General features: G+C 63.1%; 15 protein-coding genes. 4 read left to right on the top strand and 11 right to left on the bottom strand.

Annotated features, from left to right (window positions below):
* Positions 1-2: 2 nt before the first annotated feature.
* Positions 3-719 carry a glycosyltransferase family 25 protein gene (locus F6X59_RS16305; protein ID WP_152957105.1) on the top strand — a complete coding sequence of 239 codons (717 nt, stop codon included), beginning with the start codon at positions 3-5 and terminating at the stop codon, positions 717-719.
* Positions 720-736: 17 nt separating this feature from the next.
* Here the strand turns inward: F6X59_RS16305 and F6X59_RS16300 are convergent, their stop codons facing one another.
* Complete coding sequence (locus tag F6X59_RS16300; RefSeq protein ID WP_152957104.1) at positions 737-1,780, bottom strand: alpha/beta fold hydrolase; 1,044 nt, start codon at positions 1,778-1,780, stop codon at positions 737-739.
* A 578-nt stretch (positions 1,781-2,358) separates the two neighbouring features.
* Here F6X59_RS16300 and F6X59_RS16295 point away from each other — a divergent pair.
* Entirely contained in the window at positions 2,359-2,553 is a 195-nt protein-coding gene (locus F6X59_RS16295) for a hypothetical protein (RefSeq protein ID WP_152957103.1), read from the top strand.
* Positions 2,554-2,669: 116 nt separating this feature from the next.
* On the opposite strand, the gene F6X59_RS16290 is transcribed toward F6X59_RS16295, so the two are convergent.
* Entirely contained in the window at positions 2,670-3,590 is a 921-nt protein-coding gene (locus F6X59_RS16290; RefSeq protein ID WP_152957102.1) for a LysR family transcriptional regulator, read from the bottom strand.
* A 99-nt stretch (positions 3,591-3,689) separates the two neighbouring features.
* On the opposite strand from F6X59_RS16290, the gene F6X59_RS16285 reads away from it, so the two are divergent.
* Positions 3,690-4,448, top strand: a complete 759-nt coding sequence (locus F6X59_RS16285) for a TSUP family transporter (RefSeq protein WP_152957101.1) — start codon at positions 3,690-3,692, stop codon at positions 4,446-4,448.
* Position 4,449: 1 nt separating this feature from the next.
* Here F6X59_RS16285 and F6X59_RS16280 read toward each other — a convergent pair whose 3' ends face one another.
* The 5 genes from F6X59_RS16280 to F6X59_RS16260 all read right to left on the bottom strand — a co-directional run bounded on the left by F6X59_RS16280 (position 4,450) and on the right by F6X59_RS16260 (position 9,045).
* Complete coding sequence (locus F6X59_RS16280) at positions 4,450-5,868, bottom strand: diguanylate cyclase (RefSeq protein WP_152957100.1); 1,419 nt, start codon at positions 5,866-5,868, stop codon at positions 4,450-4,452.
* Positions 5,869-6,006: 138 nt separating this feature from the next.
* Positions 6,007-7,836, bottom strand: coding sequence for an SLC13 family permease (locus tag F6X59_RS16275; protein ID WP_152957099.1), 1,830 nt, complete (start codon positions 7,834-7,836; stop codon positions 6,007-6,009).
* 152 nt (positions 7,837-7,988) lie between these two features.
* Positions 7,989-8,381, bottom strand: a complete 393-nt coding sequence (locus F6X59_RS16270) for a glycine zipper domain-containing protein (RefSeq protein WP_152957098.1) — start codon at positions 8,379-8,381, stop codon at positions 7,989-7,991.
* A gap of 74 nt (positions 8,382-8,455) precedes the next feature.
* Entirely contained in the window at positions 8,456-8,638 is a 183-nt protein-coding gene (locus tag F6X59_RS16265; protein WP_152957097.1) for a hypothetical protein, read from the bottom strand.
* Positions 8,639-8,751: 113 nt separating this feature from the next.
* A complete protein-coding gene (locus tag F6X59_RS16260; protein WP_152957096.1) occupies positions 8,752-9,045 on the bottom strand; it encodes an RcnB family protein in 294 nt (97 codons plus the stop codon).
* 104 nt (positions 9,046-9,149) lie between these two features.
* Here F6X59_RS16260 and F6X59_RS16255 point away from each other — a divergent pair, with 104 nt between their 5' ends.
* Complete coding sequence (locus F6X59_RS16255) at positions 9,150-9,500, top strand: hypothetical protein (protein ID WP_152957095.1); 351 nt, start codon at positions 9,150-9,152, stop codon at positions 9,498-9,500.
* Between the two features lie 59 nt (positions 9,501-9,559).
* On the opposite strand, the gene F6X59_RS16250 is transcribed toward F6X59_RS16255, so the two are convergent.
* From F6X59_RS16250 to F6X59_RS16235, 4 genes are all read right to left on the bottom strand, one after another.
* On the bottom strand, positions 9,560-10,327 hold the full coding sequence (locus F6X59_RS16250) for an SDR family oxidoreductase (RefSeq protein WP_152957094.1): 768 nt from the start codon (positions 10,325-10,327) through the stop codon (positions 9,560-9,562).
* 23 nt (positions 10,328-10,350) lie between these two features.
* Entirely contained in the window at positions 10,351-11,418 is a 1,068-nt protein-coding gene (locus F6X59_RS16245) for a phosphotransferase family protein (RefSeq protein ID WP_152957093.1), read from the bottom strand.
* Positions 11,419-11,602: 184 nt separating this feature from the next.
* Positions 11,603-11,920 carry an SCP2 sterol-binding domain-containing protein gene (locus tag F6X59_RS16240; RefSeq protein WP_152957092.1) on the bottom strand — a complete coding sequence of 106 codons (318 nt, stop codon included), beginning with the start codon at positions 11,918-11,920 and terminating at the stop codon, positions 11,603-11,605.
* Positions 11,921-11,974: 54 nt separating this feature from the next.
* Positions 11,975-12,685: a histidine phosphatase family protein gene (locus F6X59_RS16235; RefSeq protein ID WP_372240411.1), complete on the bottom strand. Its 711-nt coding sequence runs from the start codon at positions 12,683-12,685 to the stop codon at positions 11,975-11,977.
* Positions 12,686-12,858: the final 173 nt, after the last annotated feature.

The following is a 12,858-nucleotide window of genomic DNA, read 5'->3' as shown; positions in this document are numbered from 1 at the left end:
CGATGAATGTGATCGACTTTTTTGATCGGACCCGAATCATCAATATCCCGTCCAGAACGGACCGCCGCGAAGAAACCGAAGCCGAATTCGCCCGCAACGGCTTTCACATCGATGACGAAAAGATCGGCTTTTTCCCTGCAGTGACGCCTACTGACCAACAGGGCTTCCCCAGCATTGGCGCCCGGGGCTGCTTCATGAGCCACATGCAGATACTGGAAGAAGCCGTGCGCCTGAATGTCGACAACATCCTGATCATGGAAGACGACATCCAGTTTTCCCGGCGCATTGGCCCGTTTGGCAAAAAGGCCATCGAGTCCCTGCAAGGCATGGACTGGGACATTGCCTACCTTGGCCATTCCTGCGAAGGCAATTCCGATACGCCTGGCTGGGTACCGGTCGATCGCCCCATCCACCTGTCGCATTTCTATGCGGTTAATGGCAAGAGCGTAGGCAAGCTGCGGGACTTTCTCGCGCAGATACTGCAACGCCCGCCCGGGCACCCCGACGGCGGCCCGATGCACTATGACGCTGCCCTCAACACGCTGATCCACACCGACAAGAACATCCAGGCCTACTACTTCACCTGGAACCTGGGTTACCAGAGGCCTTCGCGCACCGACCTGCATGCCCTGTCGATATTTGACCGGCTGGCCATGCTGCGGCCGCTGATGGCGCTCTATCGGCGCCTGAAGGCAGAAAAACTCAGGAGAACCCGCTAGCGCACGGTGCGCTTTTATCAGAGGTGATCGGCATCCACCACGGCCTTGGCGAATGCTTGCGGCGCTTCTTGCGGCAGGTTGTGGCCGACACCCCCGCTGATCAGCCGGTATTCGTATTTGCCGGTGAAGCGCTGCGCGTAGGCATCCGCTGAGGGGTGTGGTGCTCCGTTAGCGTCGCCTTCAAGGGCGATGGTCGGCACACCGATGCTGGGCAGCTTGGCCAGCCTGGCTTCCAGTGGGTCGTACTGGGTTTCGCCCTGGGCCAGGCCCAACCGCCAGCGGTAGTTGTGCACGGTAATGGCGACCTGGTCCGGGTTGTCCAGTGCCTTGGCGCTGCGCTCGAAGGTCGCGGCGTCGAAGTCCCATTTGGGGGATGCGGTCTGCCAGATCAGCTTGGCGAAGTCGTGGCGGTTCTTGTCGTAGCCGGCCTTGCCACGTTCGGTGGCGAAGTAGTACTGGTACCACCACTGCAACTCTGCACTGGGAGGGAGTGGCGCCTTGGCGGCTTCCTGGCTGCTGATCAGGTAGCCACTGACCGAAACCAGTGCCTTGACCCGCTCCGGCCACAGAGCCGCCACGATATCGGCAGTGCGCGCCCCCCAGTCGAAGCCAGCCAGGACGGCGTGCTTGACCTGCAGTGCGTCCATGAAGGCGATCACGTCGCTGGCCAGCGCCGAAGGTTGGCCGTTTCGAGGTGTATCAGGCGAGAGGAAGCGGGTTTCGCCGTAGCCACGCAGGTAGGGCACCAGTACCCGATAGCCTTTGGCGGCCAGGGTGGGAGCGACATCCTCGAAACTGTGGATGTCGTAGGGCCAGCCGTGCAGCAGAATCACCACGGGTCCGTTGGCCGGGCCTTGCTCGACATAGGCGACATCCAGTACCCCAGCCTTGAGGTGTTTCAGCGGGCCGAAGGGATCGCTGGCCTGCACCGCTGGCTGTGGCTGTGCCTGCGCCGTATGTGGGCTGCCGGCGGCTGCGAGGGCTAATGGCAGCAGTGTGCAGGCAAACAGGGTGGAACGGCTGAAGCGGCGTGGTACGGCGGATACTTGGCGGGCTTGCATGGGGCGTCTCCTTGGCTAGGCCATCGGCGCTATGGGTTGCAAGTCATTCAAGTCGATCGCTGTATCGAGGATGTGTCCATTGGCGTAACGGTGGGTGTTCTTGTGTATTCGGTCTCAATTCCTACACATTGAGATACATACGCTACCTCAGCACAGTCCAGGATCAGGCGACGGTCGGAGAACCCGGCGCACCATCTGATCCGCTTTTTTTACGCGAACCTGACTCTGTAACCGTATCAGCCTGAGGCCGACAATGCTCTTCGTCCCTGCTATCACACTGAAGAGGTTCCGATGGGCAAGCTCGCGCTGTTTCTGGGTGGCTTTTTGCTGTTGACCGTTCTGATCGGCCTGCTGGGCACCATTCCGCCAAGCTGATTCTCCTCACGCCCTCCGGCCTGTCTACTTCGCTAGATGGGCCAAATTCCTGCCGGCCCCTGGCAGTTTCCCGTGGCGCTACCGCTGGACTAGCGGTAGGTGCAAGTCGTACTCAAGTGTAAAAGCCTCGTGTAGTCTCCCCCTGCGTCATAATGGGTCGTACATAACGAACCCAGTCTTTTGCTTTGGGAGTTCGCACATAGATGGAATGCAAGAAGGGCACTTCAGCCATGCTGGAGTGGCGTAGCCGTTATCTCAGCGAAGGCAGCCTCGAAGAGGATCAATACGATCAGGCGCTGCGTTGTGCCGAGTCCCTGGAACAAACCGGGGTGATCAGCGCGCAGGAATGGATCGAGCTGGTCAAGGCGGCGAATGTCGCACTGCTGAGCGTGCGATAAGTCCTTCATTGCTTGGGGAAATCTGTCCACAAAAAACGTGGGTAGGTCTGTGGATAAAGTTCTGCAGGCCAGGTAATTTGCGGGCTCTGTTAGATTGAGCAGAATTTGAACAGCATTTAGCCGGCCCGTTCAGAGGCGGCTTTGCCAGCCTGGCGCAAGGCCAGCAGCAACTCACGCACGCGGGCCGGCAGCTCGCCGGAAGGGTACACCGCGTGCATCTGCGGGTCCTGGCCGGTGCTTGAGGTCAGCCGGTAATCCGCGCACACCCGCACCAGGCGTCCAGCCTTCACCTGTGCTTGCGCCACCCAGTCCGCCAGGCGTGCGATACCGGCACCGGCCAAGGTGCTGTGGTACACCGCGTCGCCAGAGCCCAGGCGCAAGCGTGGGTGCGGGCGCAGGCGGGTGATCTGGCCGTCACGGTAGAAGTACCAGGCTTTGAGGATGCGCGGGGCGGTGTGCAGGATCAGGGCGTGCTGGTCCAGCTGCTCCGGTTGCTCGGGCATGCCGAAGCGGGCTACATAGGCCGGGCTGGCATACAGGTGGCGGTGGTAGCGCCACAGTGGATAACCAATCAGCTCGCTGGACTGCGCAAAGGCGCCGCGGACCACGAAATCCAGCTTGCCTTGCAACGGGTCGAGGGCCGCATCGCTGTACTGCACGTCGAGGGTCACTTGCGGGTGGCGCTGGCTGAAGCTGGCCAGCACGCCAGGCAATATGTGCTCGCCGAGCAGTTGCGGCGCGGCAAATCGCACCCAACCTTGCGCGCTGCCGGTGAGTGCAGCCAGTTCATCAGCAGCGTCGCGTTGCACATCCAGCAAGCGTTCGGCGTGGGGCAGCAGGCGCTCACCGGCTTCGGTGAGGGTCACCGCGCTGGCGTTGCGGTTGAGCAGCTTGCACCCGCTGTTGTCTTCCAGGGTTTGCACCGCACGGGTTACCGCGCTGGGTGAGCGGCCCAGGGCGCGTGCGGCGGCGACGAAACTGCGCTTGTGCGCAACACTGACGAACGCCTGGATTTCGCGCAGCATGTCCAATGCCATCTAGGGCTCCTTGTTGCAGTTTTCGCAATATGGCATTTCAACACACGCGCGCCGTTTTGATTAGCCTTGCCGTCTGTTTTCACTGCCCGGAACCGCGCCATGATGGATATCGCCGTACTTTCCCTGTTCGCTTTCGCTGCCGGCCTGATCGATGCCGCCGTCGGCGGTGGCGGGCTGATTCAGATCCCGGCGCTGTTCAACGTGCTGCCCACGGCGCAGCCGGCGGCATTGTTGGGCAGCAACAAGCTGGCTTCGGTATGCGGCACGGCCTTTGCCGCTCGCTCGTTCATTCGCAAGGTGACGTTGGACTGGGGCTTGATCGTGCCGGCGGCGCTCAGCGCCTTTGTCATGTCGTTCGCCGGAGCGGCCACGGTTTCACGGGTGCCACCCAGCGTGATGCGCCCGGCGGTGCTGGTGCTGATTGTGCTGATGGCGATCTACACCTTCTGCAAGAAAGACTTCGGCACCTTGCACAAGCCGGCCAGAATCGGCCGCCGGGAGCAGTGCCTGGCAGTGCTGATCGGCGGGGCGATCGGCTTCTATGACGGCTTGTTCGGCCCGGGCACCGGCAGCTTCCTGATCTTCCTGTTCATCCGCTTCTTTGCCCTCGACTTCCTGCATGCCTCGGCGTCGGCGAAGGTGGTCAACATTGCCACCAACCTGGCAGCCCTGGTGTTCTTCGTGCCGTCGGGCAATGTGCTTTACGCCATCGCCCTGCCGATGGCCGCGTGCAATATCCTCGGTGCCCTGACCGGGACCTGGCTGGCGGTGCGCAAGGGCGCAGGCTTCGTGCGCGGGCTGTTCCTGATCCTGCTGTGCGTACTGATCGCCAAGCTGTCCTGGGACCTGCTGGCCTGACTCAGATTGCCTGGCGCTGCGCCTCGGCCTGCTCGACGCGATTGCGGCCATGCGCCTTGGCCCGGTACAGCGCCTGATCGGCGCGTGCCAGCAGTTCGTCCAGGCTGGGCGCGGTTTCGTCCGCGGCGCAGCCGGCCAGGCCAATGCTGACGGTGATCTGCAGGCGCGCATCGCCCTGGGCCGCGTGCAGGTCCTGCACGGCGCGGCGCAGGCGCTCGGCGGTGAACTTGGCCTGCTCCGGTGGCAACCCCGGGAGCACGACCACGAACTCTTCGCCGCCCAGGCGAGCCAGCAGTTCTTCGTCGTGCAGCTGGTCCTGCAGCGTGCGGGCGAACTGGCGCAGGACCTGGTCGCCAACCGCATGGCCATGGCGGTCGTTGATCGATTTGAAATGATCGATGTCGAGCATCATCAAGGTCAGCGGCAGCGCCTGCTGCTGACGGCTGTCGAGCAGGGCATTGGCGCGGCGGGTGAAGGCGCTGCGGCTGAGCAGTCCGGTGAGATGGTCGATGGTGGCCTGGTGTGCCAGGCGCGCCAACAGGCTGCGATTGGCCTGGCTGACGCAGGCGACCACCAGCGGGCCGAGTACCAGCATGGCGATACCCAGGCGGGCCGACATCAGGGTGGTGACCCCGGGTTCGCTCTGCGGCACGCTGAAGTGCATGAGGTTTTGCGCCACCGCCACGATCAGCGTGCTGCCCGCAGTGAGTGCCAGCAACGACACCAGGAAGGGCGAGTACGTCCAGGCACACCACAGCAGCGCGGCAATCGGGAAGGCGATGGCGCCTGGGCCGCCGAAGGCGATGCTGAAGGCCAGTGAGGCCAGCAGCACCAGCAAGGGCGCCAGGCGGATGGCCTGGGCGCCGCTGCGCATCAGTACGCGCGCCGAAGGCGCAGTGAGCAGCACCGGCAGCACCAGCACACTGGTCGAGAACTGTTCGCTGAACCAGGCCAGCCAGGTGGCTTGCAGCGACTTCTCGAACCACGGTGCGGCCATCACACAGGCCATGCTGGCCGCCACCACGGCACCCGCCGCGCAGGCACCGAACACACTGAGCACGCCATGCGGGGTACGCATGCGCCGATGCGGGCGGGGCAGGCGTGACAGCAGCCACCACACCGTCACCACCACGCTGAGGTTGCACAGGTTGAACCACAGGGCTGGCGCCCAGGCGCTGCCACAAGCCAGGTCGGCGGCGACCATCGCCAGCCACACCAGGGCAAGGCCGACGAAGCTGGCCTGGCGGGGGTAACGCAAGAGCACGCCGGCCAGCACCGCATTGACCGGCCAGAACAGCGATAACGATTCGATCGGCCGGGCTAGGATCCCGCCGAGGGTCAGGGCAAAGGTGAGGCCGAACAGGGCAAGGTAGGGCAACAAGCGCGACTGTGCTGGAAAAACCATAGGCTCGACCGACAAGCGGAAACGAAATCCAGGACAACGGCTATAAGCACCTGGGACATTGACGCGTCAGTGTGTTGGCACCGGGTGCTTGATGTCAATCTGCCGTAATCGTGCAAGTTGATGTCAAATAGCCTCCATTCCTTGCCAGATTGCCTAAAGACCGAAGAACCAGGGCACCATCAGCACGGTCACCAGCATCACCAGCACGGTAAAGGGCACGCCGATTTTCACGAAGTCGCCAAAGCGGTATTGGCCCGGGCCGAGCACCAGGGTGTTGACGGGTGAAGACACCTGCGTCATGAACGCCGCCGATGCCGCCAGGGCCACGGTCATGGCAAACGGGTAGGGCGACATGCCCAGCTGCGTTGCCGTGCTGATCGCCACCGGAGCCATCAGCACGGCGGTGGCGGTGTTGGAAATGAACAGGCCGATGACAGCCGTTACCGCGAACAGGCAGGCCAGCATGGCCAGCGGCCCGGCACCGCCCAGCAGGCTGACCAGGCCGCCCACGGCCAGGTCGATGCCGCCGGTTTTCTGCAGCGCCTGGGCGAACGGCAGCATGCCGACGATCAGCACCAGGCTCTGCCAATGAATGGCCCGGTAGGCGCTGTTCATGTCGATGCAACGCCCGGCGCCCATCAGCAGGCAGCCGATCAGCGCGGCGATGACATTGGGGACCGCACCGCTGACCATCAGCCCGACCATCACCGCCAGGCTGACCAGGGCATGCGGGGCACGGGTGCGGGCTGGCGCAACCTGATCGATTTCGGCCGGCAGGCTCAAGACCAGGAAGTCCTTTGGCTGAGTCTGCAGCTGGCGCACAGCCTTCCACGGGCCGACCACCAGCAGGGTATCGCCGAGGCGCAGCTTCTCTTCCACCAGTTGCTCTTCGATGGCCGCCTGTTCGCGGCGCAGGCCGACCACGTTGAGGTCGTAGCGGGTGCGGAAGGCCAGTTCCAGAATGCTTTTGCCGATCAGTTGCGAGCCCGGCGGCAGCGACACTTCCGCCATGCCCAGATCCTGGGACTGGTCGATGAAGTAGGCCGCCTTGAAATGCAGCGGCTCCAGTTGCATGGTCTGGCACAGGGTGCGCAGGTCGTCGCGCTTGGCGAACAGGTCGAGCAGCAGCACATCGCCCTGGTGCAGGACGGTGCCTGAGTCGGCGGCGATCACCCGGGTGGTGAACTTGTGCTGGCGCTCGATGCCGATGACGTTGGCGCCGTGCCGGGTGCGCAGCTCCAGTTCGCCCAGGGTATGGCCGATCAGTGGCGAGTGCGGGCGGATGCGCAGGCGCCGTTCGCGGCCGTTGAGCTTGTAGTCAAGCACCAGGTCGAGCAGCGTGCGGCGGCTTTCCACGCGGCCGTCCTTACGCACTTCGCCATTGAGCCAGTGGCGGGTCAGCAGCATGTAACCGATGCCCAGCACCAGTACCACCAGGCCGAACGGGGTGAAGCTGAAAAAGCTGAAACCGGGCGCGCCATGGCGTACCAGTTCACTGTGCACCACCACGTTGGGGGGCGTGGCCACCAGGCTGAGCATGCCGCTGATCAGGCCGGCGAAGCTAAGCGGCATCATCAGCCGGCTGGGTGACAGCTTCAGGCGTGCGGCAATGCTGAGCACCACCGGGATGAAGATCGCCACCACGCCGGTCGAGCTCATCACCGAGCCCAACCCGGCCACCGAAACCATCAGCAAGACCAGCAGCCGTGCCTCGCTGTTACCGGCCCGTTCGCTCATCCATTCACCGATACGGTAGGCGATGCCGGTGCGCACCAGCCCTTCGCCGATCACGAACAGCGCGGCGATCAGCACCACGTTGGGGTCGCTGAAACCGGCCAGGGCCTGTTCCACGGTGAGGATGCCCGACAGCGGCAGGGCGAGGATCACCAGCAGGGCGACCACGTCCATGCGCGGGCGGTTGATGACGAAGAGGATGACGACGACAGCCAGCAGGCCGAGTACCCAGAGCAATTCCTGGTTCATGGGGCGGGGGTGTTCCTTCACTCAAGGGGGCACGAAAGACAGTAGCAGCCAGTGTGGCAGCTTGCGGTGAAGGTGGTGTTGATGTGCTGCAGGGTTTGCACCCGTGGGGAAATGAAAAGGGCCGCACGAAGCGGCCCTTTCCTTGTCGTCACTCAGTGGCGACGGTGATGGTGGTGCTTGTTGCTGCCACCGTTGTCGCCCATGTGGTTGCCCAGGGCACCACCGGCCGCGCCGCCCAGGCCGGCACCGATGGTGGAGCCGGTCTTGCCGCCAACCGCGCCGCCCAGCAGCGAGCCACCGGCCGAGCCCAGGCCACCGCCGATGGCGGCTTCGGTACGGTTGCCTTTCTTCGCCGCTACTGCACTACCGGCTGCACCGCCGACGCCGGCGCCGATGGCTGCGCCAGTGCGGCCACCCATTTGCTGGCCGACAACGTTGCCCAGAACACCACCCAGGCCACCGCCAATGGCGGCAGTACCGTCACCGGCGAAAGCGCCCTGGCACAGCAGCAGGCCAAGAGCAAGGGAAGGTAGAGTCAGACGCATGATTGGAACCTCAAAGGAATCATCAGGTTAAGGTGCCGCACGGTTGGGCGGCGGGTCAGGGTAGGGGAGACGCTTCAGCGATCGTAACGGTCACCGCGCCATTGGCGGTCGTCGTCATCGTCGCGATCATGGCGGTGGTGGTGACGGTGGCCGCGGTCATCATCGCGCCAGCCATCGTCATCACGGTAGTGGTGGTGATAGCAGCCCGACAACAGCAGGAAGGCGGCGATCAGCGAAAAGCTTGCAAGGCGGGTCATCTCGATTTAGGTCCTTGATCCGCATAGGTTTACGGGACACTTATTGAGACTGGGATCGATCCATTTGGTTTCCTTGACCCGCAAGATTTTGCTGCGTGAGCGATGAATGGCGCTCAGGACGCAGGGTGGATGGCAAGCACTACGCCATTAGTGGTCTGAACCAGCACATAGTGATCCCCCATGCGCACCCAGTGGCTTTCTTTTTCCGGTGCGGGCAGGCCCTTGGCTTTCCAGTCACTCAGGGCCGCGTCGTCGCGTTTGTACTGGTCGGGCGCCTTGTCGCCGACCTTGAGTTCGCGGTTGTGGGTTTCCGGTGCCTTGACGCTTTCTTCGGCCGAAGGGGCAGCCAGGGTCATCATCGGCAGGCTGGCGAGCAGCAGTGCTGGCAGAAGGTGGTTGGCTTTCATGGCAATCTCCTTGAGGTGGTATGCACTAGATGCGACAGCAGCCAGCTTGGGACAATTCATTTGCGGTGCTAGAGTCGCTTTCTTTTTTGCCCCGAGGATGGAACATGCGAGCAATTCTGCCGATGGCTGCGGCGCTGGTGTTGGTCGGTTGCGCGAGCGCGACCATGGATGCGGCGCGGGGTGGCAAGCCGACAGCCCAGCTCGACTCGCGCAAGGCGCCGGAGCTGGTGGCCCAGTGCATCCAGTTCAGCTGGCAGAAAGAGGATGTGTTCGGCGACGACGCCAGTGGCTACCTGGAGCCGCGCAAGCAGGGCGGGTTGACTGTTTATACCCGCGAGGCGGAGTCGTTCGTGGATGTGTATCCGCAGGCGGGTGGGACGCGGGTGGATTACTACGCGCAGAAGAATGACGGCGTGGCCTTGCAGCGCCGGGCGGCGGCGGCCACCTGTTTGTAATAGGTTTGCAGTACCGGCCTCTTCGCGGGTAAACCCGCGAAGAGGCCGGCCAGCCATGATCAGGAAAGGAAGCCACCATCGACATTCAGCGCGGTGCCGGTGGTATAGCTGGAAGCATCGCTGGCCAGGTACAGCACGGCGCCCGCCATTTCCTTCGGGTCAGCCACGCGCTTGAGCGGGATCTGCTGCAGGGCGGCATTGAGGATGGCGTCGTTCTTCACCAGGGCCGAGGCGAACTTGGTGTCGGTCAGGCCCGGCAGCAAGGCATTGCAGCGAATACCGAACTGCGCGCATTCCTTGGCGAACACCTTGGTCATGTTGATCACCGCGGCCTTGGTCACCGAATAGATGCCCTGGAACAGGCCCGGCGACACGCCGTTGATCGAGGCCACGTTGATAATGCTGCCGCCACCGTTTTCACGCATCAGCTTGCCGGCTTCCACCGACATGAAGAAGTAGCCGCGGATATTCACGTCGACAGTCTTCTGGAAGGCATTCGGGTCGGTGTCGAGCACGTTGCAGAACTGCGGGTTGGTGGCCGCGTTGTTGACCAGGATATCCAGGCGCCCGAACTGTTCGCGGATGCCGGCGAATACCTGCTGGATCTGCTCCAGTTCGCCAATATGGCAGGCGACCGGCGTGGCCTTGCCGCCTGCTGCGATGATGGCCTCGGCCACCTGCTGGCAACCCTCCAGCTTGCGGCTGGAGACGATCACGTGGGCACCCTGCTGGGCCAGCAGATGGGCAATGGCTTCACCGATGCCACGGCTGGCGCCGGAGACGAAAGCGATCTTGCCGTCGAGGTCGAACAGTTGGGTCTTGGACATGCTGTTTTCCTTGTTGTCTGGCGTCAGAGCGTGGACTTGCCGATGACCTGCAGGCTCATTTGCTCCAGCAGCCGGTTCATGTGAATGAACTGGGCGAAGCGTTTGTCCTGGGTCTGGCCGTGGTAGTAGCGGTAGTAGATCTGCTGGACGATGCCGGCCAGGCGGAACAGGCCGTAGCAATAGTAGTAATCGAAGTTGTCCAGGCGGATGCCGGCGCGCTCGGCGTAGTAGTCGACGAACTGGCGGCGGGTGAGCATGCCCGGGGCATTGCTCGGCTGGCGGCGCATCAGTTGCACCGGCGCCGGGTCGCTGGCCTCGATCCAGTAGGCGAGGCTGTTGCCCAGGTCCATCAACGGATCACCAATCGTAGCCATCTCCCAGTCCAGCACACCGATGATGCGCATGGGGTTGTCGGCGTCGAGGATCACGTTGTCGAAGCGGTAGTCGTTGTGCACGATGCCAGGGCGCGGGTGGTCGGCGGGCATCTTCTCGTGCAGCCAGGCGATCACCTGCTCCCAGCGTGGCGCATCGGGGGTCAGGGCTTTTTCGTAGCGGCTGGTCCAGCCCTCGATCTGGCGCTGCACATACCCTTCCGGCTTGCCCAGGTCGGCCAGGCCACAGGCGTGGTAATCCACCTGGTGCAGCTCGACCAGGCGGTCGATGAAGCTTTTGCACAGGGCCTCGGTGCGGTTGGCGTCCAGGCCCAGCTCGGTGGGAATGTCCGAGCGCAGAATCACGCCCTTGACCCGCTCCATCACGTAGAACTCACCACCGATCAGCGACGCGTCGGTGCAGTGGGCATAGGCCTTGGGGCAATACGGGAAACCGCTGTTGAGCTGGTTGAGGATGCGGAACTCGCGGCCCATGTCATGGGCCGACTTGGCCTTCTGGCCGAACGGTGGGCGGCGCAAGACAAACTCACGGCCCGGGTAGCTGACCAGGTAGGTGAGGTTGGACGCGCCACCCGGGAACTGGCTGATGGTCGGCGAGCCTTCGAGGCCGGCGATGTGGCCTTTCAGATAAGGATCGATGACGGCCGCATCGAGTTCTTCGCCGGGGCGTACCTGGGTGGACTGGTCGGTGAGCGTCATGCGTTTTCCTTATTATCTGGCGCAAGGATTATTGGCTAATCTAATGGCCTGGCGGCTGTGGAACAAGCGTGCCAGGCGCCATATAGGTGCGGGTGTTGCTGGTCGATCACCGCACCGAATGCCGGGCAAAAAAAAACCGAAGCCGGTCAGGCTTCGGTTTCTCATCGTGCGTTGTGCCCTTCACTCAGGAAGGGAACAGCTCGCTGAGCTTCATCGACAGCATCATGTCGCCTTCGACGCGCAGCTTGCCGCCCATGAAGGCCTGCATGCCGTCGGTTTCACCCGAGACGATGCCCTTCAGGGTTTCGCTGTCCAGCACCAGGGTGCAGTTGGCATCCGGGTTCTCGCCTTCCTGAATTTCGCAGGTGCCGTCCTTGACCAGCAGCGCATAGTGCTTGTCTTCGTCAGTGATGTTGAAGCCGAACACCAGGTCCAGGCCTTCAGCAGCCGCTGGGTTGAATTTTGCTTTCATCGCTTCGACGGCTTTAGCTACATCGCTCATGGTGTTTTCCTTGTTAAGTGATATTCGCGTCCGCAAGGACACAACGGGCCGGGCTCATCGGTAGGTGATGAGCTCCGGCGCCCTCAACAGCTGCACATGGGCTTGGCTGTTGAAGGAAGCCAGTGCCACGTCGCGGCCGCGGAACTTCAGCTGGCTGAGCGACGTGTTGATGATCTGCCAGTTCAGCGCAAAGGCCTGACTGGGGGTGATTCGGGTAACCAGGTGGAGCAGGGCGGCGATGGTGCCACCGGAGGTGAACACGGCGACATTGTCGCCACTGCCAGCAGTGCCCAGCACACGTTGCAGGCCGGCGTCGACCCGTGCGGTGAAAGCCTGCCAGGTTTCCAGGCCGTCATCGGCATGGTCGCCGGCGTGCCAGCGCTGCACCATCAGGGCGAACAGGCGCTGGAACTCGCTGCGGTTCTGCGCGCCGTTGCGCAGGATGTCCCGGGCATGCGGCTCTTCAGCCAGCAGGCCGGGCAGCAGGGCGCGGATTACACCATCGGCATCGAACTCATTGAACGCCGGGTCGGTCTCAATCGCCGGTACCGCACACCCCCCGGCGTTCAGCGCCTGCAGGGCGTGCCGGGCAGTGTCCTGCTGTCGGCGCAGATCACCGGCCACGCAGCGGTCCAGGCGCAGGCCGAGCTGGGCGAGGTGTTCGCCCAGGGCCTGGCTCTGGCGCACACCAACGGGCGAGAGGACGTCGTAGTCGTCTGCACCGAAGGAAGCCTGGCCATGTCGGATCAGGTAGAGATTGCCCACTGAGGTATCCGGCGTTGAGGGTTGCTGCGAGGTTAGGATGCGCCAGACAGGCTGTCAACGAAAAAACATACAAGCGTTTGAAAAGGTTGTTTGAACTGTGTTGCCAGCGTTTACCTCGGCTGGCGAGGGCACGGGAGCAACGGTATGCTTGCATCAGTTTCGCGCCGATCTGG

The sequence above is a fragment of the Pseudomonas sp. MN1F genome (assembly GCF_009391885.1).
Classification (GTDB): Bacteria; Pseudomonadota; Gammaproteobacteria; order Pseudomonadales; family Pseudomonadaceae; genus Aquipseudomonas.
Note: the sequence above shows the minus strand (reverse complement) of the source record. Positions and strands in the feature narration are given on the sequence as shown.

What these genes read in the sequence shown, in the direction of transcription:
- F6X59_RS16305 (WP_152957105.1), top strand. Translation starts at nt 3, where the DNA reads ATGAATGTGATCGACTTTTTTGATCGGACCCGAATCATCAATATCCCG.
- F6X59_RS16300 (WP_152957104.1), bottom strand. Translation starts at nt 1,780, where the DNA reads ATGCAAGCCCGCCAAGTATCCGCCGTACCACGCCGCTTCAGCCGTTCC.
- F6X59_RS16295 (WP_152957103.1), top strand. Translation starts at nt 2,359, where the DNA reads ATGGAATGCAAGAAGGGCACTTCAGCCATGCTGGAGTGGCGTAGCCGT.
- F6X59_RS16290 (WP_152957102.1), bottom strand. Translation starts at nt 3,590, where the DNA reads ATGGCATTGGACATGCTGCGCGAAATCCAGGCGTTCGTCAGTGTTGCG.
- F6X59_RS16285 (WP_152957101.1), top strand. Translation starts at nt 3,690, where the DNA reads ATGATGGATATCGCCGTACTTTCCCTGTTCGCTTTCGCTGCCGGCCTG.
- F6X59_RS16275 (WP_152957099.1), bottom strand. Translation starts at nt 7,836, where the DNA reads ATGAACCAGGAATTGCTCTGGGTACTCGGCCTGCTGGCTGTCGTCGTC.
- F6X59_RS16270 (WP_152957098.1), bottom strand. Translation starts at nt 8,381, where the DNA reads ATGCGTCTGACTCTACCTTCCCTTGCTCTTGGCCTGCTGCTGTGCCAG.
- F6X59_RS16265 (WP_152957097.1), bottom strand. Translation starts at nt 8,638, where the DNA reads ATGACCCGCCTTGCAAGCTTTTCGCTGATCGCCGCCTTCCTGCTGTTG.
- F6X59_RS16260 (WP_152957096.1), bottom strand. Translation starts at nt 9,045, where the DNA reads ATGAAAGCCAACCACCTTCTGCCAGCACTGCTGCTCGCCAGCCTGCCG.
- F6X59_RS16255 (WP_152957095.1), top strand. Translation starts at nt 9,150, where the DNA reads ATGCGAGCAATTCTGCCGATGGCTGCGGCGCTGGTGTTGGTCGGTTGC.
- F6X59_RS16250 (WP_152957094.1), bottom strand. Translation starts at nt 10,327, where the DNA reads ATGTCCAAGACCCAACTGTTCGACCTCGACGGCAAGATCGCTTTCGTC.
- F6X59_RS16245 (WP_152957093.1), bottom strand. Translation starts at nt 11,418, where the DNA reads ATGACGCTCACCGACCAGTCCACCCAGGTACGCCCCGGCGAAGAACTC.
- F6X59_RS16240 (WP_152957092.1), bottom strand. Translation starts at nt 11,920, where the DNA reads ATGAGCGATGTAGCTAAAGCCGTCGAAGCGATGAAAGCAAAATTCAAC.